At 59.4% G+C, this 23,013-nt stretch carries 21 protein-coding genes; 11 read left to right on the forward strand and 10 right to left on the reverse strand.

Annotated features, from left to right (window positions below; translation table 11 throughout):
* Window positions 1-15: 15 nt before the first annotated feature.
* From AB4O40_RS17125 to AB4O40_RS17135, 3 genes are all read right to left on the reverse strand, one after another.
* Window positions 16-2,049, reverse strand: coding sequence for an ABC transporter permease subunit (locus AB4O40_RS17125; protein WP_223542708.1), 2,034 nt, complete (start codon window positions 2,047-2,049; stop codon window positions 16-18).
* Window positions 2,050-2,460: 411 nt separating this feature from the next.
* Complete coding sequence (locus AB4O40_RS17130) at window positions 2,461-3,462, reverse strand: phosphate ABC transporter substrate-binding protein PstS (RefSeq protein ID WP_056726832.1); 1,002 nt, start codon at window positions 3,460-3,462, stop codon at window positions 2,461-2,463.
* 168 nt (window positions 3,463-3,630) lie between these two features.
* Window positions 3,631-4,929 (reverse strand): MFS transporter, encoded by a 1,299-nt coding sequence (locus tag AB4O40_RS17135; RefSeq protein ID WP_056726831.1) that lies wholly within the window; start codon window positions 4,927-4,929, stop codon window positions 3,631-3,633.
* 362 nt (window positions 4,930-5,291) lie between these two features.
* Between AB4O40_RS17135 and AB4O40_RS17140 the strand changes: the two genes are divergently transcribed.
* Both AB4O40_RS17140 and AB4O40_RS17145 read left to right on the forward strand, forming a co-directional pair.
* Window positions 5,292-5,696, forward strand: a complete 405-nt coding sequence (locus AB4O40_RS17140; RefSeq protein ID WP_007942704.1) for an acyl-CoA thioesterase — start codon at window positions 5,292-5,294, stop codon at window positions 5,694-5,696.
* A 69-nt stretch (window positions 5,697-5,765) separates the two neighbouring features.
* The gene (locus tag AB4O40_RS17145; protein ID WP_409078194.1) at window positions 5,766-6,665 is read left to right on the forward strand and encodes a D-hexose-6-phosphate mutarotase; all 900 of its coding nucleotides are present in this window, start codon (window positions 5,766-5,768) and stop codon (window positions 6,663-6,665) included.
* 138 nt (window positions 6,666-6,803) lie between these two features.
* On the opposite strand, the gene AB4O40_RS17150 is transcribed toward AB4O40_RS17145, so the two are convergent.
* The 4 genes from AB4O40_RS17150 to purE all read right to left on the reverse strand — a co-directional run bounded on the left by AB4O40_RS17150 (window position 6,804) and on the right by purE (window position 9,366).
* Entirely contained in the window at window positions 6,804-7,340 is a 537-nt protein-coding gene (locus AB4O40_RS17150) for a DUF3299 domain-containing protein (RefSeq protein ID WP_056727029.1), read from the reverse strand.
* 87 nt (window positions 7,341-7,427) lie between these two features.
* Window positions 7,428-7,673 (reverse strand): GlsB/YeaQ/YmgE family stress response membrane protein, encoded by a 246-nt coding sequence (locus tag AB4O40_RS17155; protein WP_008030708.1) that lies wholly within the window; start codon window positions 7,671-7,673, stop codon window positions 7,428-7,430.
* Window positions 7,674-7,780: 107 nt separating this feature from the next.
* Window positions 7,781-8,863: a 5-(carboxyamino)imidazole ribonucleotide synthase gene (locus AB4O40_RS17160; protein ID WP_409078195.1), complete on the reverse strand. Its 1,083-nt coding sequence runs from the start codon at window positions 8,861-8,863 to the stop codon at window positions 7,781-7,783.
* 11 nt (window positions 8,864-8,874) lie between these two features.
* The gene (gene purE / locus AB4O40_RS17165; protein WP_046038893.1) at window positions 8,875-9,366 is read right to left on the reverse strand and encodes a 5-(carboxyamino)imidazole ribonucleotide mutase; all 492 of its coding nucleotides are present in this window, start codon (window positions 9,364-9,366) and stop codon (window positions 8,875-8,877) included.
* A 402-nt stretch (window positions 9,367-9,768) separates the two neighbouring features.
* Here purE and AB4O40_RS17170 point away from each other — a divergent pair, with 402 nt between their 5' ends.
* The gene (locus AB4O40_RS17170; protein WP_056726828.1) at window positions 9,769-10,359 is read left to right on the forward strand and encodes a reprolysin-like metallopeptidase; all 591 of its coding nucleotides are present in this window, start codon (window positions 9,769-9,771) and stop codon (window positions 10,357-10,359) included.
* Window positions 10,360-10,482: 123 nt separating this feature from the next.
* On the opposite strand, the gene AB4O40_RS17175 is transcribed toward AB4O40_RS17170, so the two are convergent.
* A complete protein-coding gene (locus AB4O40_RS17175; RefSeq protein WP_056726827.1) occupies window positions 10,483-11,394 on the reverse strand; it encodes a LysR substrate-binding domain-containing protein in 912 nt (303 codons plus the stop codon).
* A 180-nt stretch (window positions 11,395-11,574) separates the two neighbouring features.
* Here AB4O40_RS17175 and AB4O40_RS17180 point away from each other — a divergent pair, with 180 nt between their 5' ends.
* From AB4O40_RS17180 to AB4O40_RS17205, 6 genes are all read left to right on the forward strand, one after another.
* Window positions 11,575-12,999 (forward strand): aspartate ammonia-lyase, encoded by a 1,425-nt coding sequence (locus AB4O40_RS17180; RefSeq protein WP_046038891.1) that lies wholly within the window; start codon window positions 11,575-11,577, stop codon window positions 12,997-12,999.
* Between the two features lie 485 nt (window positions 13,000-13,484).
* Window positions 13,485-14,936 carry an alanine/glycine:cation symporter family protein gene (locus AB4O40_RS17185; protein WP_056726826.1) on the forward strand — a complete coding sequence of 484 codons (1,452 nt, stop codon included), beginning with the start codon at window positions 13,485-13,487 and terminating at the stop codon, window positions 14,934-14,936.
* A gap of 100 nt (window positions 14,937-15,036) precedes the next feature.
* Window positions 15,037-16,041 (forward strand): asparaginase, encoded by a 1,005-nt coding sequence (locus AB4O40_RS17190; RefSeq protein ID WP_460053801.1) that lies wholly within the window; start codon window positions 15,037-15,039, stop codon window positions 16,039-16,041.
* Window positions 16,042-16,146: 105 nt separating this feature from the next.
* Window positions 16,147-17,145 (forward strand): AraC family transcriptional regulator, encoded by a 999-nt coding sequence (locus AB4O40_RS17195; RefSeq protein ID WP_223542662.1) that lies wholly within the window; start codon window positions 16,147-16,149, stop codon window positions 17,143-17,145.
* Window positions 17,146-17,282: 137 nt separating this feature from the next.
* A complete protein-coding gene (locus AB4O40_RS17200) occupies window positions 17,283-18,311 on the forward strand; it encodes a histone deacetylase family protein (protein ID WP_460053800.1) in 1,029 nt (342 codons plus the stop codon).
* Window positions 18,312-18,326: 15 nt separating this feature from the next.
* Entirely contained in the window at window positions 18,327-19,427 is a 1,101-nt protein-coding gene (locus AB4O40_RS17205; RefSeq protein WP_056726822.1) for a polyamine ABC transporter substrate-binding protein, read from the forward strand.
* 50 nt (window positions 19,428-19,477) lie between these two features.
* Here AB4O40_RS17205 and AB4O40_RS17210 read toward each other — a convergent pair whose 3' ends face one another.
* Both AB4O40_RS17210 and pdxR read right to left on the reverse strand, forming a co-directional pair.
* Window positions 19,478-19,936: a hypothetical protein gene (locus AB4O40_RS17210; protein ID WP_056726821.1), complete on the reverse strand. Its 459-nt coding sequence runs from the start codon at window positions 19,934-19,936 to the stop codon at window positions 19,478-19,480.
* 350 nt (window positions 19,937-20,286) lie between these two features.
* Complete coding sequence (gene pdxR / locus AB4O40_RS17215; protein WP_223542664.1) at window positions 20,287-21,840, reverse strand: MocR-like pyridoxine biosynthesis transcription factor PdxR; 1,554 nt, start codon at window positions 21,838-21,840, stop codon at window positions 20,287-20,289.
* 92 nt (window positions 21,841-21,932) lie between these two features.
* Between pdxR and AB4O40_RS17220 the strand changes: the two genes are divergently transcribed.
* Entirely contained in the window at window positions 21,933-22,556 is a 624-nt protein-coding gene (locus AB4O40_RS17220) for an FMN-binding negative transcriptional regulator (protein ID WP_056726819.1), read from the forward strand.
* 10 nt (window positions 22,557-22,566) lie between these two features.
* Window positions 22,567-23,013, forward strand: a complete 447-nt coding sequence (locus AB4O40_RS17225) for a GNAT family N-acetyltransferase (protein WP_056726818.1) — start codon at window positions 22,567-22,569, stop codon at window positions 23,011-23,013.

Genomic DNA, 23,013 nt, shown 5'->3' on the forward strand with positions numbered 1-23,013 from the left:
GACTTCTACCTTTGCTTAAAGCGACGAGTATTTCTTGCGCAGACGCTGACGAATCAGTTCCGCGAGGGTGTTCATGACGAAGGTGAACAACAGCAGCACCAGCGCCGAGAGGAACAGCACGCGGTAGTGGCTGCCGCCGACTTCCGATTCGGGCATTTCCACCGCGACGTTGGCCGCCAGGGTGCGCAGGCCTTCGAACAGGTTCATTTCCATGACCGGGGTGTTACCGGTGGCCATCAACACGATCATGGTTTCGCCGACCGCACGGCCCATGCCGATCATCAGCGCCGAGAAGATACCCGGGCTCGCGGTGAGGATCACCACGCGGGTCATGGTCTGCCACGGCGTGGCACCGAGGGCCAGGGAGCCCAAGGTCAGGCCGCGAGGCACGCTGAACACGGCGTCTTCGGCGATGGAGTAGATGTTCGGGATGACCGCGAAGCCCATGGCCAGGCCGACCACCAGGGCGTTGCGCTGGTCGTAGGTGATGCCCAGGTCGTGGGAGATCCACATGCGCATGTCGCCGCCGAAGAACCAGTTTTCCATGAACGGGCTCATGTACAACGACAGCCAACCCACAAACAGGATCACCGGAATCAGCAGCGCACTTTCCCAGCCATCCGGGACTTTCAGGCGAATCGACTCAGGCAGGCGGCTGAAGGTGAATCCGGCGACCAGGATGCCGATCGGCAGCAACATCAGCAGGCTGAAGATGCCCGGCAAATGCCCTTCCACATATGGCGCGAGGAACAGACCGGCGAAGAAACCAAGAATCACCGTCGGCATCGCTTCCATCAACTCGATCACCGGCTTGACCTTGCGGCGCATGCCCGGAGCCATGAAGTACGCGGTGTAGATCGCCGCGGCAACGGCCAGTGGAGCGGCCAGCAGCATGGCGTAGAACGCGGCTTTCAGGGTACCGAAGGTCAGCGGCGACAGGCTCAGCTTGGGTTCGAAGTCGGTGTTGGCGGCGGTCGATTGCCAGACGTATTTAGGCTCGTCGTAGTTCTCGTACCAGACCTTGCTCCACAGTGCGCTCCACGAGACTTCCGGGTGCGGGTTGTCGAGCAGCAGCGGATGCAACTTGCCGCCGGCTTCCACGATCAAGCGGTTGGCACGCGGCGACAGACCGAAGATGCCCTGGCCTTCAGCGACCGACTCCACCAGCAAGGTACGGTGGGCGGTACTGTGGAACACGCCGAGCTTGCCGGAAGCGTCGAGGGCAACGAAGCCCTTGCGGCGCTCTTCGGCAGTGATTTCAACGATAGGCGTGGTGCCCATCTGGAAGGTGCGGATCTGCTTCAGGCGTTGCTCGCCATCGGGGTCGCGCGCCATGAACCACTGGGCCAGACCACCTTTGGAGTCACCGATGATCAGCGAGATACCGCCCACCAGCTGGGTGCTGGCGGTGACTTCGGTTTCGCCGTTTTCCGCCAGTTTGTAGCGACCGTTGAGACTTTTGTCGCGAAGGCTGAACACGTCGGCCTGGGCACGCCCGTTGATCACGTACAGCCACTGCTGACGCGGGTCGACGAAAATATTCTTCACCGGCTCGGTCATTTGCGGCAGTTCGATGCGCTTCTGCTCGTTGGTGACTTCGCCGGTCATCATGTTCTCTTCGCTGGTCAGCGACAGAACATTGAGTTGCGAACCGGTGGAACCCACCAGCATCAGGGTCGAATCGTTGGCGTTGAGGCTGACGTGCTCCAGCGCACCGCCGGCTTCGTTCACCGCGATTGGCGCTTCGCCATACGGGTACTCGATGGCCGGGGTGATGGTCTTCTTGCCGTCCGGGTAGCTGACTTTATAGGTGTGACGGAACACCAGGGCCTGACCGTTGGACAGACCCACAGCCACCAGCGGGTGACCTGGCTGGTCTTCACCGATGGAGGTCACGGTGGTGCCGGCCGGGATCGACAGATCGACGCGCTTCAATTCAGCGCCACTGTCGATGTCGAAGAACAATGCCTGGCCCTTGTCGGAAACCCGCATCGCAACTTGGTTCTGCTCTTCCAGGGAGATCATCAGCGGCTTGCCTGCGTCTTGCATCCAGGCGGGTGTGATGGCGTCCTTGGCGGTCAGGCTGGCACCCTGGAACAGGGGCGCGACGACGTAGGCAAGGAAGAAGAAGATCAAGGTGATCGCGCCCAGTACAGCGAGGCCGCCAACGAGGACGTACCAGCGGGTCAGGCGATCTTTGAGCGCGCGAATGCGGCGCTTGCGTTGCAACTCAGGCGTATTGAAATCAATTCGCTTGGGGGGATTAGTAGTCATGTTGGAATTGGCCAGATCATTCATTCGCACACCCTAGCGATCCTGTATGACAGAAAGATGACAGTGCAGTGACGCAACAAATCCGCCGCTAGCGGTAACCAGCAGCGAATAGAGAATTAGAGGTGCATGGGGGCGGCTCCTGCCGCCCCCATGTGAGTCCGAGGGGTTCACCCTGGACTCAATTTGTTACTTTTTTGCGACTTCAGCGCCGCCTTCCGCCAGACCCAGGTCAGCCAGAGCTTTGGCAGCTACTTTGGCCGGCAGTGGGATGTAACCGTCTTTCACTACGACTTCCTGACCCTGTTTAGACAGAACCAGTTTCACGAACTCGGCTTCCAGCGGGGCCAGTGGCTTGTTCGGGGCTTTGTTGACGTACACGTACAGGAAGCGGGACAGCGGGTACTTGCCGTTCAGGGCGTTTTCTTCAGTGTCTTCGATGAAGTCCTGGCTGCCTTTCTTGGCCAGGGCCACAGTCTTCACGCTAGCGGTCTTGTAGCCGATGCCCGAGTAACCGATGCCGTTCAGCGAGGAGCTGATCGACTGCACGACCGAAGCCGAACCTGGCTGCTCGTTCACGTTAGGCTTGTAGTCGCCTTTGCACAGGGCTTCTTCCTTGAAGTAGCCGTAGGTGCCGGATACCGAGTTACGACCGAACAGTTGAACCGGCTTGTTGGCCAGGTCGCCGGTCACGCCCAGGTCGCCCCAGGTTTTCACGTCGGCTTTAGCGCCGCACAGACGAGTGGACGAGAAGATCGCGTCGACCTGTTCCATGGTCAGGTGCTGGATCGGGTTGTCCTTGTGCACGAATACAGCCAGCGCGTCCACGGCAACCGGGATAGCGGTTGGCTTGTAGCCGTACTTCTGCTCGAAGGCAGCCAGTTCGGTGTCCTTCATCTTGCGGCTCATCGGGCCCAGGTTGGAGGTGCCTTCAGTCAGCGCAGGTGGCGCAGTGGCGGAGCCAGCGGCCTGAATCTGGATGTTTACGTTCGGGTATTCTTTCTTGTAGTTCTCAGCCCAGAGGGTCATGAGGTTGGCCAGGGTATCGGAACCAACGCTGGACAGGTTGCCCGACACACCAGTGGTCTTGGTGTAGCTCGGGATAGCAGGGTCAACAGCGGCAACCGCGTTGGCAGTCGCAACGCCAGCAGCGACAAAAGTCATTGCCGCCATCAAACGCTTCAGTTTCATGCCTTACTCCTAGCAGATAGGGTGTGTTATTCGGGGCCAAGTATCAGCAGGCCGTGTGAACACTCTATGGCTGAAATATGACAATTGGATGAAAGGCCAGCACTCCGCTTGGAAGGCTGGCCTTTCAGTTGTAACTGTAGATGTGAGGAGTGCTGTGATCGTTCGCTATCAGCGGCCCTTCTTCCAGAGATATGCACCTACCAGAATCCCCACCCCGCATAGCACCGCCACATAATAGGCAGGCCCCATCGCACTCTCCTTGAGCAACAGGCTGACGATCATCGGTGTCAGACCACCGAAAATCGCGTAGGCGACGTTGTACGAGAACGACAGGCCGCTGAAACGCACCACCGGCGGGAACGCCTTGACCATCACATAGGGCACCGCGCCGATGGTGCCGACCAGCAGACCGGTCAGGGCATACATCGGGAACAGCCAGTCGGGATGATCGGCCAGGCTGTGGTAGAAGGTCCAGGAACTGGCCAGCAGCGCGGTACAGCCGATCACGAAAACTCGTCCCGCACCGAAGCGATCGGCCAGTGCGCCGGCAATGATGCAACCAAAGCTCAGGAACACGATCGCCACGCTGTTCGCCTGCAGGGACGTGGTTGGCGAGAAGTGATAGACCGTCTGCAACACAGTCGGGGTCATCAGGATCAACACCACGATGGCGGCCGACAGCAGCCAGGTCAGCAACATCGAAATGGCAATGGCGCCTCGATGGTCACGCAGCACCGCCCGCAGCGGCACTTCTTCGGCCAGGGCCTTGCGCTGTTGCAACTCGGCGAACACCGGGGTTTCGTGCAACCAGCGACGCAGGTACACCGAGAACAGGCCGAACACGCCACCCAGCAAGAACGGAATCCGCCAGGCGTAATCCGCTACTTCCACCGGGGTGTAAAGGCTGTTGATCGCCGTGGCGACCAGCGAGCCGAGCAGGATGCCCGCCGTCAGGCCGCTGGTCAGGGTGCCGCAGGCGTAGCCGACATGCCGCTGCGGAACGTGCTCGGAAACGAAGACCCACGCCCCCGGCACTTCACCGCCAATGGCCGCGCCCTGGATCACCCGCATCAACAGCAACAGGATCGGCGCCCACATGCCGATCTGCGCATAAGTCGGCAGCAAACCCATGATCAAGGTGGGCACCGCCATCATGAAAATGCTCAGGGTGAACATTTTCTTGCGGCCCAGCAGGTCGCCGAAGTGCGCCATCACGATGCCGCCCAGCGGCCGCGCCAGATAACCGGCGGCGAAGATGCCGAAGGTCTGCATCAGGCGTAGCCATTCAGGCATGTCCGCCGGGAAGAACAGCTTGCCCACCACCGTGGCGAAGAACACGAAGATGATGAAATCGTAGAACTCCAGCGCGCCGCCCAGGGCCGACAGCGATAGAGTCTTGTAGTCGTTGCGGGTCAGCGGACGTGCGGGTTGGTCTGGCTGCGCGATGCTCGAGGGCGCTGTGGTCATGGCAAGGGCTTCTCTTATAGTCGGATCTGCAACCTCAACAACGCTGGCTGAGGTTTGGGCAGGTCCGGCACGATAGCAAATTGTTCGAAAAAGCACATAGAGGTGCGTTTTTGACAGTCAAAATGAGAACCGGACGGTCGTCGCGGAGTCTACCGACCGATATACTCAAAGCCTGCTCCGGTTTTTGAGGGGTTGCTGTGCGAAAGCGCCTGTCAGGTTCATAGGCGATTTCGCAGAGTTTCCCTTTAGGCGCCTGATGGAAAACGTGACGAACGTAGTATGTTCGGTGCTGAATCGTTTTTCCCGAAGACGGCTACCACCAGCAATACCAACGAAGAGTCACGGGTCAGAGGCCCCCCGGCATGATAGAACTCGAACAAGAAGATCCGATCCCGCAAGGCGACCTGGCCCTGCAAATCACCGCGCTTCCTCGCGAAACCAACGGCTTTGGCGATATTTTCGGCGGCTGGCTGGTGGCGCAGATGGATTTGGCAGGCACCGCGATGGCCAGCAAGGTCGCTGGCGGGCGCGTTGCCACCGTTGCAATCGACCGCATGGCGTTTCTGGTACCGGTGGCGGTGGGCGCTCAGCTCTCCTTTTATACCCAGGCCCTGGAAATCGGCCGCAGCTCGATCAAGATGATGGTCGAGGTCTGGAGCGACGATCCACTGTCCAGCGAGTGGCGTAAAGTAACCGAAGCGGTGTTTGTGTTCGTGGCCATCGATGGCAGCGGTCGCACCCGCTCGGTTCCGCCCCGGGCTCGCTGAAAGAGCTTTTAAACCTGGTAGCCGTTTTGCGGTCGATAGTCGTCCACGTTACTGATCGAGAGCTGTCCCATGAGCACGCCCAATGTTGAAGCCGTAAAACTGGATGAACTGAACTGCTGGCGCATCCGCCACGGTCAGGCCGAATTACTGGTGGCCCAGCAAGGCGCGCACATCCTCAGCTATCAATTGGCCGGCCAGCCGCCGCTGATCTGGCTCAACGACGAGGCCGTGTTCAAGACCGGCAAGAGCATCCGCGCCGGCGTGCCGGTGTGCTGGCCATGGTTCGGCAACTTTGCGCGCAACCCGCAAAGCGTTCAGGCGATGCGCACCAGCAATGAAGCGCCGTCGGCTCACGGCTTCGTGCGAGCGATGGATTGGGAACTGGGCGGCATCGAAGCCGAGGGCGAAAGCCTGAAGGTCGAATTCCTCCTGCCCTACCCTGAAGGCGGCTTTCCCGGCTGGCCGCACCAGGTGGATTTGACGCTGAGCATTCGCCTCGACGAGCAATTGCACATCCACCTGACCAGCCACAACCGGGGCGCTGAAACCGTCAGCATCAGCCAGGCGCTGCACAGTTACTTTGCCGTCAGCGATGTGCGCGAAGTGCATGTCGAAGGCGTGGATGGCTTGAGCTACATCGAAACCCTGGAAGACTGGAAAACCAAGCAACAGTCCGGCGATCTGCGATTTAGCGGCGAAACTGACCGCATCTATCTTAATGTCCCGCCACTGCTGAGCATCGTCGACCCGGCCTGGGAGCGACGCATCGAACTGACCAGCATGGGCTCGCGCACCGCGGTGATCTGGAACCCGTGGATCGACCGCGCCGCCGCGTTCAGCGACATGGCCGACGATGGCTGGCAGCGCATGCTGTGCATCGAGACGGCGAATGTGATGGGTGATGTGGTGAACCTGAAACCAGGTGCTAGCCATACGCTGGGCGTGAGTATCGGCAGCAACTCTCTCTAAGCAACACCACAAAACCAATGTGGGAGCGAGCTTGCTCGCGATAAGGCCATAACATTCAACATTTAAGTTGCCTGTTACACCGCCATCGCGAGCAAGCTCGCTCCCACAGTTTTTTGTGCCAAGCCATCTGGCGGGGCGTTACAAATCCGACTCTTTCACCACCCGTACCTTCTGCGCATCCAGCGCATATGCCGCATCGGCCAGGTCATTGCTGACCTTCTCGACTTTCAGCGTGCCGGTGACCCACAGCGGCGTGTAGATATCATTCAGCTTCAGGCCCTTTGGATAGCGCACCAGCACCAATTGATTGGGAGGCGGAGGCGGTACGTGGATGCAGGCGCCCGGGTATGGCACGAGGAAAAACAACGTGCTGTTGCCCTTGGCGTCGGACTCAAGCGGCACGGGGTAACCGCCAATGCGGATGTTCTTGTCGTTCATCGACGCAACGGTCTTGGTCGAGTACATCACCGCAGGCAAGCCTTTGGCCTGCTTCATTCCACCCTTGTCGGTGAAAGTGCCATTGGCCTCAGGGGAGTTGTGGTCGATTTCAGGCATGGCCTCGAGGGCCTTCTGGTCCGACTTGGGCATCAATTCGAGCCAGTCGGTTTCCGGCAGTTCGCCGGCATGGGCAAGGCCCGAACCCAGTAAAACAAGAGTCAACAAAAGACGGCGCATGAAGGTGCTCGGCAAAGGGAAGAACAGGAAACGCCGAGCATTCTAGCCCTCCCGGCCGGTTTGGCGGAGAGGGCTTTGTCGCCTGGATCAGTTCTTTTTGATCAACCCGTAGATCACCAGCAACACAACGGCGCCCACCAGCGCACCGATGAAACCTGCACCTTGACCAGCCTGATAGATGCCCAGGGCTTGGCCGCCGTAAGTGGCCGCCAGCGAACCTCCGATACCGAGCAGGATCGTCATGATCCAGCCCATGCTGTCATCGCCAGGTTTCAGGAACCGAGCCAGCAGGCCGACAATCAAGCCGATAAAGATGGTTCCGATAATTCCCATGGCATTCTCCTCTCAATGAAGTAGCTATTGGAAAGCCTAGTCAGACTTTCGCAACCTGCCATGAGAGAACGGCGCACCCCGAAGGTTCCACCGTTGCACATAAAAAACTATTCGGCGATCAGTGCTTGCACCTTGAGAATCTGGGCCGCCAGCGTCTCGCGGTCTGCACAACGAAGGTTGGCATGACCGACCTTGCGGCCGACCTTGAACGCCTTGCCATAGTGATGCAGATGGCAATCGGCGATGGTCAGGACCTTCTCGGACTCTGGCACTTTGCCAATGAAGTTGAGCATCGCGCTCTCGCCAACCTTGGCAGTCGAACCCAACGGCAGGCCGGCAACGGCCCGCAGGTGGTTTTCGAACTGGCTGCACTCGGCGCCTTCGGTAGTCCAGTGCCCTGAGTTGTGTACCCGCGGGGCGATTTCGTTGGCCTTGAGGCCACCGTCGACTTCAAAGAACTCGAACGCCATCACGCCGACGTAATCCAGCTGCTTGAGCACACGGCTGGAGTAGTCTTCGGCCAGGGCTTGCAGCGGGTGATCGGTGCTGGCCACGGACAACTTGAGAATGCCGCTTTCGTGGGTGTTGTGTACCAGCGGATAGAAGCGGGTTTCACCGTCGCGGGCACGCACGGCGATCAGCGAGACTTCACCGGTGAACGGCACGAAGCCTTCCAGCAGGCAGGCCACGCTGCCCAGTTCGGCAAAGGTGCCAACCACATCTTCTGGCGTGCGCAGGACTTTCTGACCCTTGCCGTCGTAACCCAGGGTACGGGTCTTCAGCACCGCTGGCAGACCGATGGAAGCCACGGCGGCGTCCAGATCAGCCTGGGACTGAATGTCGGCGAACGCCGGGGTAGGAATCCTCAGGTCCTTGAACATGCTCTTCTCGAACCAGCGATCGCGGGCGATGCGCAGTGCTTCGGCACTCGGGTAGACCGGGACGAATTGTGACAGGAAAGCCACGGTCTCGGCCGGAACACTTTCGAACTCGAAGGTCACCAGATCGACTTCATCGGCCAGTTGACGCAGGTGATCCTGATCGCCGTAATCGGCTCGCAGGTGTTCGCCCAACGCGGCTGCGCAAGCATCCGGCGCCGGGTCCAGGAAAGCGAAGTTCATGCCCAGCGGAGTGCCCGCCAGCGCCAACATGCGACCCAACTGGCCGCCACCGATTACACCGATCTTCATCGTCAACAACCTCAGGCGATGCGTGGGTCTGGATTGTCCAGGACGCTGTCTGTCTGCTCAGCACGGAAGGTTTTCAGCACCGCGTGGAACTGCGGGTGCTTGGCGCCAAGGATACTCGCCGACAGCAGTGCTGCGTTGATCGCGCCCGCCTTGCCGATGGCCAGGGTGGCGACCGGAATGCCCGCTGGCATCTGCACAATAGAGAGCAGCGAATCAACGCCCGACAGCATAGCGGACTGAACCGGTACGCCAAGCACCGGCAGGTGAGTCTTGGCTGCACACATGCCAGGCAAGTGGGCCGCGCCACCGGCACCGGCGATGATCACCTCGATGCCACGCGCCTCGGCTTCTTCAGCGTACTGGAACAGCAGGTCCGGGGTACGGTGGGCAGAAACCACTTTCACCTCGTAAGGGATGCCGAGCTTTTCCAGCATATCGGCGGTGTGGCTAAGGGTGGACCAATCGGACTTGGAGCCCATGATCACGCCAACCAGTGCACTCATCGTCGTGCCTCTTCTCTCTGGGCGCCCGCAGGCGCGTCAAAAAACAACAAGCCACGCAGGATGCGTGGCTTGATTGTACGAATTATGGCCGGTCGTAACCGGCCGAAGGCCGCGCAGTATACCTCAATGAGGCAGATAAACAGCCCCTGTTGCGACCATCTGTCACGCGCTCGAAAAATAGGTATTTCTTGACCATCAAGTCAGTCATTTGACTGCCTGAATGTCGTGAATTTCTTAACTTAGTAGCTCAATACAATTCGCAATTCAATGGGCCGATCTGGTGATCATAAGTTCATTGAAGCTCTCAACAGAAACAATTAAACCCACTTAAAAATTGCGAACACCGCCAGACAACGCAAATATAAAACGGTAAAAAATCATAATTGAACAGGGAGTACAAATATGAAAAAGCCTATTACCATAATAGTTGTCCTTCACAAGGATCTTCAGGAATATCAAAAAAATGATTTATACACCGATTACTTTTCCTGGCTGAAAACAGAGCTTGAATCCATCTCGGAACGCAAGGTCAGATTTTTGATGTACGCTCATCATGAAGTTCCGGAGTTGTCAGGATACAACTACAGAAACGAAGATGGTTCAGCTGCGCTGCGAGGGTGGTGCAACCTGATACGGGACTGGTATACAAAGATATTAAAATATGAAGAACATGAACCGGACCTGACGAAAGTCCTCTTGTTGACCCGAAACAATATCAACACAAAGGCAGGGGGTCTCCTCGAATCGACAAGCGGATACGGCCAAGTCAAAGGTCATTGCGCAATTGCGGCGATCACGTCCAAACAAGTCCCAGCACATGAAATAGGCCACATGTTGGGCGCGACACATGAAGACAGTGAAGTCATCTATGACGGCTGGTGGCACGACACGATCATGCTCTCGGACGAATTCTCAGGCGTACGTGGAAACGCTTATCGATACAGTGAAAAAAACAGGGAAAACATTCGCAAACACCTTAGCACTTTTGCGTAAGTTCGTTTCGGTATCGCGCGACCTGAAATCCGCGCATGGCGTGTTTGTGCCATTAACACGCTTACGCTGAATGAACAGTTGCTGCAACTCATGGCCACAGAACTGGCCATGAGTTCCTGGCTCTCAAACAGTAGCACCCGCTACGCCGCTCTCGAGCTTGCGCCACAACAACCGGACATTCGCTTTGCGCACCAGCGCACAGCGGTACAAACGGATCTCCAGCGGCACATGCCATTGCGGACCGCCACACACTACCAGTTCGCCACGCGTCAGCTCGGCACGCACGCTCAACTGCGGAACCCAGGCGATGCCCAGTCCCTCCAGAGCCATGCTTTTCAGGCTGTCGGCCATGGCGGTTTCGTAGATGGTGGTGAAGCGCAGCGCCCGTTGACGCAACAGCATGTTCACCGAACGGCCGAGAAACGCACCGGCGCTGTACGCCAGCAACGGCACGCTGCCTTCGCCTTCCAGGTCGAACAGTGGCTTACCGTCGGCGTCGGCGGCGCAGACCGGCAGCATCTCGGTGTGCCCAAGGTGCAGCGAGGGGAAGATTTCCGGGTCCATCTGCATGGCGGCGTCCGGGTCGTAGAACGCCAGCATCAGGTCGCAGCCGCCTTCACGCAATGCATGCACCGCGTCACCGACGTTGGTCGCCACCAGCCGCGTGGCGATATTCAGACCTTCGTTGCGCAACTGCGCGATCCAGCGCGGAAAGAAACCGAGCGCCAGGGAGTGCGCGGCAGCGACCTGCATCACTTCGCCCTGTCCGCCTTCCAGGTGATGCAGATGGCGCAGCACTTCGCCCAGCTGTTCGACTACGGTGCGCGCGGTGACCAGAAACAATTGCCCTGCCGCCGTCAGCTCCACCGGCGTGCGCGAACGGTTGACCAGGGTCAGCCCCAACGCGGCTTCAAGGCTGCGGATTCGCCGACTGAACGCCGGCTGCGTCACAAAACGCCGCTCGGCGGCCTGGGAGAAACTGCGGGTGGCGGCCAGGGCACTGAAGTCCTCCAGCCATTTGCTTTCCAGATTCATCACGCCCTCCCGGACATGCACCAATTTAGGTCACACGCTCGCCGTCAGGACGGCGTCACACGGGTATTATGCCGAATATGCATAGCCTAGTGTTTAACAGCATTGGCCCAAAATTCTCCACAGGCCTAGCATTCACAACGTTCCGGTACAGACCGGGTCCATATTGAGATGATTTCTATCATGTCCTCCGCTGCATCATTCCGCACAGAAAATGACCTGCTTGGCGCCCTCGAAGTACCGGCTCAAGCGTATTACGGTATCCAGACCCTGCGAGCGGTGAATAATTTCCGCCTTTCGGGCGTTCCGATTTCGCACTACCCGAAACTGGTTGTCGGCCTGGCGATGGTTAAACAGGCCGCCGCTGACGCCAACCGTGAATTGGGTCACCTGAGCGAAGCCAAGCACGCTGCCATCAGCGAAGCCTGTGCACGTTTGATCCGCGGCGACTTCCACGAAGAATTCGTGGTGGACATGATCCAAGGCGGCGCTGGCACTTCGACCAACATGAATGCCAACGAAGTCATCGCCAACATCGCGCTGGAGGCCATGGGTCACCAGAAAGGCGAGTACCAGTACCTGCACCCGAACGATGACGTGAACATGGCGCAGTCGACCAACGACGCCTACCCGACGGCGATCCGTCTGGGCCTGTTGCTCGGTCACGACGCCCTGCTCGCCAGCCTCGACAGCCTGATTCAAGCGTTCGCGGCCAAGGGTGAAGAATTCAACCACGTCCTGAAGATGGGTCGTACCCAGCTGCAAGACGCCGTTCCGATGACCCTGGGTCAGGAGTTCCGTGCGTTTGCCACCACCCTGGGTGAAGACCTGGCACGCCTGAAGACCCTGGCTCCGGAAGTGCTGACCGAAGTGAACCTGGGTGGCACCGCGATCGGCACCGGCATCAACGCCGACCCGCGTTACCAGCACCTGGCCGTTCAGCGTCTGGCAGTGATCAGCGGTCAACCGCTGGTACCGGCCGCCGACCTGATCGAAGCCACCTCCGACATGGGCGCCTTCGTGCTGTTCTCCGGCATGCTCAAGCGTACCGCGGTCAAGCTGTCGAAGATCTGCAACGACCTGCGCCTGCTGTCCAGCGGCCCACGCACCGGCATCAACGAGATCAACCTGCCGGCGCGTCAACCAGGCAGTTCGATCATGCCAGGCAAGGTCAACCCGGTTATTCCGGAAGCGGTCAACCAGGTGGCGTTCCAGATCATCGGTAACGACCTGGCCCTGACCATCGCGGCCGAAGGCGGCCAGCTGCAACTGAACGTGATGGAGCCGCTGATCGCCTTCAAGATCTTCGACTCGATCCGCCTGCTGCAACGCGCCATGGACATGCTGCGCGAACACTGCATCGTCGGCATCACCGCCAACGAAGCACGCTGCCGTGAACTGGTCGAGCACTCGATCGGCCTGGTCACCGCGCTGAACCCGTACATCGGCTACAAGAATGCCACCCGCATCGCCGGCCTCGCCCTTGAAAGCGGCCGCGGCGTGCTGGAACTGGTGCGCGAAGAAGGTCTGCTCGACGAAGCCATGCTCGCCGACATCTTGCGCCCGGAAAACATGATTGCTCCGCGTCTGGTGCCTCTGAAGGCATAACCCGACGCGTTACTTGTAGCACCGCTCACCAGGTCGAGGGACTAGACACCTCTCACCTTTTGAGGGCTTGGGGATTTAGTCCCCAGGCCCTTTTTTTTAACTTCTTCGCGGGCAGGACGTTAAATGTTTTGTGTATTTGATACCGCCAAGATCGCAGCCTTCGGCAGCTCCTACATGTTTGACGTACACCTGTAGGAGCTGCCGAAGGCTGCGATCTTTTGATTCTGCAGCACCTCGTTTCGTCGCTTGCACCACTACTGTGCAGACGGGCGCGCCACTGATCGGTATAGTGCCGCCCCTCTTCGCATGAGCGGTCGTCGGTAGCGAGGCCACAACCCATGCGAAACCCGAACTAATAACAAACCCGCGATATGAAACCGGGACGAACGTCGAACCGCCCATTGTGCCGTGCGCCAAGGGGTGTAACTCGATGTGTCTGTCCGGCCAGCATTGTTGCCTACACAAAAAACAGCGAGGAATAATCCATGCTCGAAGTCATTAACGACTTCCTCTCAGGGAAAGTACTGATCGTGCTCATTGTCGGGCTCGGTAGCTACTTCACGATCCGCTCGCGTTTCGTTCAATTGCGTCACTTCTTCCACATGTTCGCGGTGTTCCGCGACAGCCTCAAAAGCAGCGCCGGGCAACTCAGTTCGTTCCAGGCCCTGATGCTCAGCCTCGCCGGCCGCGTCGGTGCGGGCAACATCGCCGGTGTCGGCATTGCCGTGACCCTCGGCGGCCCCGGTGCCGTGTTCTGGATGTGGGTGACCGCGCTGGTCGGTATGTCCAGCAGCTTCTTCGAATGCTCACTCGGCCAGCTCTACAAGCGCTGCGATTCCGAAGGCCAGTTCCGTGGTGGCCCGTCTTATTACATCCAGCACGGCCTGCAAAAACGCTGGCTGGGCATGCTGATGGCGTTCCTGCTGCTGGTAACGTTCGGCTTCGCCTTCAACGGCCTGCAAGCCCACGCCGTGACGCACTCGCTGAACAACGCCTTCGGCCTCGACACCACTTACACCGGCATCGGCCTGGCCGTGCTGTTGGGCCTGGTGTTCATCGGGGGGATCAAGCGCATCGCCAAGGTCGCCGACCTGTTGGTGCCGGTGAAAACCCTGGTGTACATCGGCGTGACCCTCTACGTGATCGTGCTGCAGTTCGACCATGTGCCGGGCATGCTGATGACTATCGTCAAGAGCGCCTTTGGTCTGGACCAGGCCTTCGGCGGACTGATCGGCAGCGCCATCGTCATGGGCGTGAAGCGGGGCGTGTTCGCCAACGAAGCCGGCCTGGGCAGTGCGCCGAACGTAGCGGCTGTCGCGGCGGTCGAGCACCCGGTGGCACAAGGTGTGGTCCAGGCGTTCAGCGTGTTCCTCGATACCTTCGTGATCTGCACCTGCACCGCGCTGCTAATCCTGCTCTCCGGCTTCTACACCCCGGGCTTCGAAGGCGACGGCATTGCCCTGACCCAGAACTCTCTGGCCGCCGTGGTCGGTGACTGGGGCCGGATGTTCATCTCCGTGGCCCTGGCTTTGTTCGTGTTCACCTCGATCCTCTACAACTACTACCTGGGCGAGAACAACCTGCGCTTTTTGATCGGTGAAAACCGCAAGGCGCTGATGGGCTATCGCGCGCTGGTACTGGTGCTGATTTTCTGGGGCGCCATCGAAAACCTCGGCACCGTATTTGCCTTCGCCGACATCACCATGACCATGCTCGCGTTCGTCAACCTGATCGCGCTGTTCCTGCTGTTCAAGGTCGGCATGCGCATCCTGCGTGACTACGATGACCAGCGCGCCGCTGGCATCACCACGCCGGTATTCGATTCGAGCAAATTCCCGGATCTGGATCTGGACCTGAAAGCCTGGCCGGCGAACCCGCCAGCACCCACCGCCAAAGCTGAAGCTGCTCCGGCAGGCGTGACCGCAGCGCAACGCTGATCGGTAGAAAACCGGGCGCATCCCCTGCGCCCGACGTGACACAGCTTGCAACCGGCGTCATGCTCGGAAACAAGCTGTCATCATTTTTGGAGAACCTCCCATGAATGCCCCGATCTATCCCGCCGCTCAGCACGTCATGGTGCTCTACACCGGCGGCACCATCGGCATGCAGGCCAGCGCCAACGGCCTGGCCCCGGCATCCGGCTTCGAAGCGCGGATGCGCGACTACCTGCACAGCCAGCCCGAGCTGGTGGTGCCGCAATGGCGCTTTCGTGAAATGTCGCCGCTGATCGACAGCGCCAACATGACCCCGACGTATTGGCAGCAGCTGCGTGAAGCCGTGGTCGATGCGGTGGATGTTCAGGGCTGCGACAGCGTGCTGATCCTGCATGGCACCGACACCCTGGCCTACAGCGCAGCCGCGATGAGTTTCCAGTTGCTCGGCCTGCATGCCCGCGTGTGCTTCACCGGCTCGATGCTGCCAGCTGGCGTGACTGACAGCGACGCCTGGGAAAACCTCGGCGGCGCGCTGGTTGCGCTGGGCCAGGGCCTGGCGCCGGGCGTGCATCTGTACTTCCATGGCGAACTGCTGGACCCGACCCGTTGCGCCAAGGTACGCAGTTTTGGCCGTCATCCGTTCAAGCGACTGGAGCGTCAGGGTGGTGGCGTGAAAGCGACTTCGGTTCCGTCGCAGCTGAATTACCACCAGCCCAAACAATTGGCGTGCGTCGCGGTGCTGCCGCTGTTTCCCGGCATCGGCGCCGAAGTGCTGGATGGCTTGCTCGACAGCGGCATTCAGGGCCTGGTGCTGGAGTGCTACGGCAGCGGCACCGGCCCGAGCGACAACCCCGGGTTTCTCGCCAGCCTCGCACGTGCGCGGGACAACGGCGTGGTCGTGGTAGCCGTCACGCAATGCCACGAAGGCGGGGTTGAACTGGACGTCTATGAAGCCGGCAGTCGCTTGCGCGGTGTGGGCGTGTTGTCCGGTGGCGGCATGACCCGTGAGGCGGCGTTCGGCAAGTTGCATGGGGTGTTGGGTGCGGGGCTTGATACGGAGGAAGTCCGTCGGCTTGTCGAACTCGACCTGTGCGGCGAACTGAGCTGAATCAACACATAACCCTGTGGGAGCGGGCTTGCTCGCTCCCACATTGGGACTCTCACCCGGCATACAACTTGCTGCGCTCCAGCCACCCCAAGGCTGGAAGTCCTCATGCTCCACTCCCACCTCACCACGCTCAACGCCGTCTCCCTGGTACTCGATGCCTTCAAGGCACAAGGCTTGTCCAGCGAAGCGCTGCTGGCCGGAAGCGGCATCAGTGCGGCGGATCTGAACCGTGCCGACACGCGCATCACCACCAATCAGGAAATGCAGGTCTGTGCCAACGCCGTCGCCCTCAAGCGCGACATCGGCCTGGAACTGGGCCGGCGGATGCACGTTTCCTGCTACGGCATGCTCGGTTACGCCCTGCTCACCAGTGCCACCTTCGGTGACGCTTTGCGTCTGGCGATGCGCTACCCGGCGCTGCTGGGAACACTTTTCGAACTGAGCCTGGAGGACGATGGCGAGCGCATCTGGTTCGCCGCCGCCGATTACCGCGAGAGCCCGGCCATGGCGGTGTTCAACGCCGAGTTCTGCCTGGTGTCGCTGAAAGTCACCTGTGACGACCTGCTCGGCCATTCCCTGCCCTTGCTCGGCGCACGCTTCGAACATGCCGCGCCCGACTACGAAGCGACCTACGCCGAACACTTCAACTGCCCGGTGCACTTCGACGCGCGGAACAATGCCTTCGCCTTCGACAAGCGCTGGCTCGACCAGCCACTGCCGCTGGCCGATGTCATCACCCATCAAGCCATGGCCGAACGCTGCCGCAAACAGAACATCGAGTTCACCGGGCGTCAGGCCTGGCTGGGACGGATCCGCCAATTGCTCAGCGCGCAACTGAATGCCGCGCCCGGGCTGGAAGGGCTGGCCGAGCAAATGAACTGTTCGGCGCGTACCTTGCGCCGGCATCTCAAGGACATGGGTTGCAGCTATCAGGAACTGCTCGACGAACTGCGCTTCGAGCAGGCCAAGCAAATGCTGTGCGAGGATCAGTTGCCGATCTATCAAATTGCCGAGGCGCTGGGCTTCAGCGAGACCGCGAGCTTTCGCCATGCGTTTGTGCGCTGGAGTGGTGTGGCGCCCAGCCAGTTCCGGCCACACGGATAAACCTGTGGGAGCAAGGGGCGAATTTCGGTCAAATGTTTTGGCCGTATCGATCCCCTTTTGGCCTTTCCTGCCGTTCTCCGATTCGTCGTGCGCCGCAACACTGGGGGCAACCGAATCAGCCCTGCGGAGAACAACAAATGCTGACGATCTACTCTGACGATCACCACCTGCACCATGGCCGCTGTGAACTCATCGACGGCCAGCTCAAGCCGTGCTTCGAGATGCCTTCGCGCGCCGACCACGTGCTGCAACGCGTGCAGAACCAGAACCTTGGCCCAGTCGAAGCGCCAAAGGACTTCGGTCTTGAGCCCATCGCGCGCATCCACACTCGCGACTACCTCGACTTCTTCAAGGGTGCCTGGACGCGCTGGACCGAATTCAACACCGACGGTGACCTGCTGCCCTACACCTGGCCTGCACGCACCTTGCGCCCGATCAAACCCACCAGCTTGCACGGCCAACTCGGTTATTACAGCTTCGACGGCGGCGCCCCGATTACCGCCGGCACCTGGCAAGCGGCGTACAGCGCAGCACAGGTCGCCCTCACCGCCCAAGCGGAAATCCAGCGCGGCGCCCGATCTGCTTTCGCCCTGTGCCGCCCACCGGGACACCACGCCGCCAGCGATTTGATGGGCGGTTATTGCTACCTCAACAACGCCGCCATCGCCGCCCAGGCGTTCCTCGATCAGGGCCACAAAAAAGTTGCGATCCTCGACGTCGATTACCACCACGGCAACGGCACCCAATCGATTTTCTACGAGCGCAGCGACGTGCTGTTCACCTCGATTCACGGCCACCCGGAAGCCGAGTTCCCGTTCTTCCTCGGCTATGAAGATGAACGCGGCGAAGGTGCTGGCGAAGGGTTCAACTTCAACTATCCGTTGGCCGCCGGTTCAGGCTGGGATACTTGGAGCGCAGCGCTGGAACAAGCCTGCAAAGAGATCGAAAGCTACGGTGCCGACATCATCGTCGTGTCCCTGGGTGTCGATACCTTCAAGGACGATCCGATCTCGCAATTCAAACTCGACAGCCCGGATTACCTGGCCATGGGCAAGCGCATCGCAGCGCTCGGCAAACCCACGCTGTTCGTCATGGAAGGCGGCTATGCCGTGGAAGAAATCGGCATCAATGCCGTAAACGTTCTCGAAGGTTTTGAAAGCGCTTAATGAGGAAGTAGAAGAATGAAAAGTCTTAAGCGTTTTATTTTTCCAGCCCTGTGCGCCACGCTGCTCAGCGGCACCGCACACGCGGAAGAGCGGACGTTGCGCGTCTACAACTGGTTCGACTACATCACCCCCAAGGCCCTGGAAGACTTCAAGACCCAGAACGCCCAGACCAAACTGGTCTACGACATCTTCGACACCAATGAAGCACTGGAAGCCAAGCTGCTGACCGGCAACTCCGGATACGACGTGGTGGTGCCGTCCAATGTGTTCCTCGCCAAGCAAATTGAAGCCGGGGTATTCCAGCCCCTGGACCGCAGCAAGCTGCCGAACTGGAACCACCTCGATCCCAAGCTGATGAAGCTGATCGAAGCCAACGACCCGGGCAACAAGTTCGCCGTGCCGTACATGTACGGGACCATCCTGATCGGATTCAACCCGGACAAGGTCAGGGCAGCCCTGGGCGCCGACGCGCCGGTAGACAGCTGGGACCTGATCTTCAAGGAAGAGAACATCAGCAAGCTCAAGCAGTGCGGCGTCGCCTTGCTCGACTCGCCTTCCGAGATTTTGCCGCTGGCCCTGCAACACCTCGGCCTGGACCCCAACAGCAAGAAGCCCGCGGACTACGCCAAGGCTGAAGCACTGCTGATGAAGATCCGTCCGTACATCACTTACTTCCACTCGTCCAAGTACATGGCCGACATTGCCAACGGTGACATCTGTGTCGCAGTCGGTTATTCCGGCAGCTTCTCGCAAGCCGCCAACCGCGCCAAGGAAGCCAAGAACGGTGTTGTTGTCGACATGCGCCTGCCGAAAGAAGGCGCGCCGATCTGGTTCGACATGCTGGCGATTCCGAAAGGGGCGAAAAACCCCGAAGACGCCTACACCTTCATCAACTACCTGCTGCAGCCGCAAGTGATTGCACCGGTCAGTGACTTCGTGGGGTATCCGAACCCGAACAAGGACGCCACGGAACTGGTCGATCCGGCGATTCGCAACAACCCCAACCTGTATCCGACCGACGCGGCGATGGGCACGCTCTACACCCTGCAACCGCTGCCGCGCGATGCCGAACGTGCGCGCACCCGGGCCTGGACCAAGATCAAGTCCGGGACTTGAGATAAGAAAAACCTCCTGCCGTTGCTGGCAGGAGGTTTTATTGTTAGAACTCAGGCCAGGCGATGCAAATTGGCCACCTTGAAAGTTGCTTCAATTTCTTTGTAAGGCGACTCTTCAATCAACTTGACGTTGAATGAGCCAGAGAACTCCTGTTGATTACCTTCACCACAAATATGAGCTCGACCAGACTCCGCAGGATATTCCAGATTCGGCTCCCCTGCATTTTCTATCATATAGCCGATGGTGACTTTTCCATCGAGACTGACATCATGCTCTCCGTCACCAAGATCTTCATCCGCCGCCACCGATATATATCGCCGATTATTTCCCTCATTAATGACTCCCACCACAATCTTTACACCAAAACTGATAAATCCTTGAACGTCATCGGCGTTAAAGGCCGCACCATCAATCGTTGCAGTAAAGTGGTCGCCCGTTACCTGCCGCAGGCCCTGGCACCTCGTTGCTTCCAGCGCTGCTTTCAGGCACTTTGCGTGTAAATGTTTCATAGTAATATTCCTTGATGAGTCCAAGCAAAAAAACACCCGAATTCAGGTCATGACTTCATAGAATCGAATGATAAATAAACTTATAAAACGGCAATAAGAATACACAACAGAAATTATCGATTTCGCTTGCGTGCACACTTCCTCCGTTACGCACAAATTATTTATGCGCATTGATGTGCTCGGTCAATCCTGAAAGTGTTTCATATAACTTTGTTACAACTACAACTTCGACATTTAACCATGTAGCCTGGCTACGACGTGGTGGGTTACCTGACCAGAAAAAGGACACCACAGAACTGTGTCGACCCGGCGATCCGCAGCCCCCCGTCGTTATCAAGACCTCGCACGTTTCAGCCAGCACGCCACACCGTCCGCAACCGTTGCAGCGCCGCCTCGATGGCCTTTTCGGGCACCGCGGCAAATCCCAGTACCAGACCGGCGCGTTGATCCATCGGGGTTGCGCAATCCGGCAGCCAATAACTGCTCAAGCCGTTGACCTCGACATCGACACTGCTCGCCAACTCGATCAGCTCGCGTTCACGGGCCACGCTGTCGACCGGCACCGTCATGTGCAGCCCTGCGGCGACGGTGGGCAGCTTGCCAATGCCTGGAATATCCAGCGGCCAACCGTTGAGCAAGGTATTGCGCCGACTCAGCGCCGCACGCCGCATGCGCCTTATGTGCCGCTGGAAATGCCCGGCTGCCATGAACTCGGCCATCACCGCCTGGGTGCTGACTTCGGAATGCCGTACGTCCACTGCACGTCGTTGCGCAAACGCCTGCACCAGCCCCGGCGGCAGCACCAGATAACCGAGACGCAATGCCGGAAACGCGACCTTGCCGAACGTGCCGACATACAACACCCGCCCGTGACGATCGAGTGCCGCCAAAGGCGCCAGTGGCGCGCCGCTGTAGCGGTACTCGCCATCGTAATCATCCTCGACGATCCAGCCTTGGGTGCGCTCGGCCCAGGCTAGCAGTTCCAGACGTCGCGCCAGGCTCATGACCACGCCGGTGGGATACTGGTGGGACGGCGTGACGTAGGTCAGCCGACAATCATCGAGTGCTGACAGTTCGCTGCAATTGATACCCTCGCTGTCCACCGCCACCCCGTGTAACCGCGCCCCCGCCACGGCAAAGGCATGACCGGCCGCCCGATACCCCGGATTTTCAATCGCCACCCCGTCGCCGGGCTCCACCAGCAACTGTGCACAAAGGCTGATTCCCTGCTGCGCGCCACTGGTGATCAAAATTTGCTCAGCTGTGCATTGCATGCCCCGCGAACTGCGCAAATACGCGGCGATCATCCCGCGCAGGCGTGCATCGCCTGCCGGGTCGCCGTAGCACAGCTGTTGAAAATCCGGCTTGCGCCAGAAAGCCGCATTCAGCTTGGCCCAGACCTCGAATGGAAACAGATCGAACGCCGGGACACCCACCCGAAATGCCCGGGGCGGACCGCTCGGAGGATTGGCTAAATGGTTGTTTTTGACCCGGGTCAACGGGTCGTTGTGGATAACTTTGCTGGATGAATCCACAGGTAAATCGAGCCATTTTGTGGATAAGGCTGTGGGTAACCCTGTTGAAAACCCTGTGGATACTTTTGTGGATAGTTTTTTTGCCGGCACGGTTGCCTGGGGCAATTGCGCGACATAAGTCCCGTCGCCTACCCGCCCTTCGATAAACCCTTCGGCGTACAACTGATCGTAGGCGCGCACCACGCTGTTACGGGAAATCGCCAGCGCGGCAGCCAGATCACGACTGGCCGGCAGACGCGTACCGCTGGCCAGTCGTCCGTCGAGCACACGCGTGCGCAATGCCTGGTAGAGCTGACGACTCAGCCCCTGGCGACGATCAAGTTCGATACCCGCCGGGTTGAAGGTCAGGGACAGTGGTTCGCTGGTCATCGTAATGGACCCATGAAATTGGTCGTTAATGGCTCTTACAACAGACCAATAGCCTGCCTAGGATGCAGGCATTCGCCAAGGAAAATATCTCCATGTATACGCCACGTGCTTTTGCCATCGACGAGTTGTCCCAACTGCATGAACTGATCCTCGCCACCCGTCTCGCCATATTGGTGACCCATGGTGAAAGCGGCCTGCAAGCCAGCCATGTACCGGTGCTGCTGCACTGCGAACAAGGTTCGAACGGCACGTTGTACGGGCATCTGGCCAAAGCCAATCCACAATGGAAAGACCTGCGCGACGGCGCCGAAGCCCTGCTGATATTTGCCGGTGCCGACGCCTACGTCAGCCCTGGCTTCTACCCAAGCAAGGCCGAACACGGCAAAGTCGTGCCTACCTGGAACTACGTCGCCGTACACGCCTACGGCCGAGCCGAAACCTTCAGCGATGGCGGACGGCTGCTCGACATCGTCAGCACCCTCACCGATCGTCATGAAGCTGGCCGCGCCCAACCGTGGTCAGTGGCCGATGCCCCCGCCGATTACATCGACGGCATGCTCAAGGCCATTGTCGGTTTCGCCATTCCCATCGACCGTCTGGAAGGCAAGCGCAAACTCAGCCAGAACCGCAGCCCCGCCGACATCGCCGGTGTGCGCGAAGGCCTGGCCGCCAGCCCCGACGTCAACGACCAAAGCCTCGCCCAATTAATGCGCTAAGGAGGTAACCATGAGTCAAATCGACATTCGCCAAGTCACCGCCGGTGATCACGCGGCCTGGTTGCCGCTGTGGCAAGCCTACCTGCGCTTCTATAAAACCGAACTGCCGGAGGCCGTTACCCAAAGCACCTGGCAGCGCATGCTCGATCCGAACGAGCCAACCCACGCCGCCCTCGCCTGGGCCGACGGCAAAGCGGTGGGCATGGTGCATTTCATCTACCATCGTTCGAACTGGGCCATAGAGAACTCCTGCTACCTGCAGGACTTGCTGGTGGTCCCGGAAACCCGTGGCACCGGTGTCGGCCGCCAGTTGATCGAATTCGTCTACACCACGGCCAAGGCCGACGGTTGCAACAAAGTCCACTGGCTGACCCACGAAACCAACGCCACCGCGATCCAGCTCTACGAGCGCATCGCCGAACGCCCGGGTTTCATCCAGTTTCGCAAAGCCATCTAA

It is taken from the genome of Pseudomonas sp. S2_F07 (assembly GCF_054668325.1).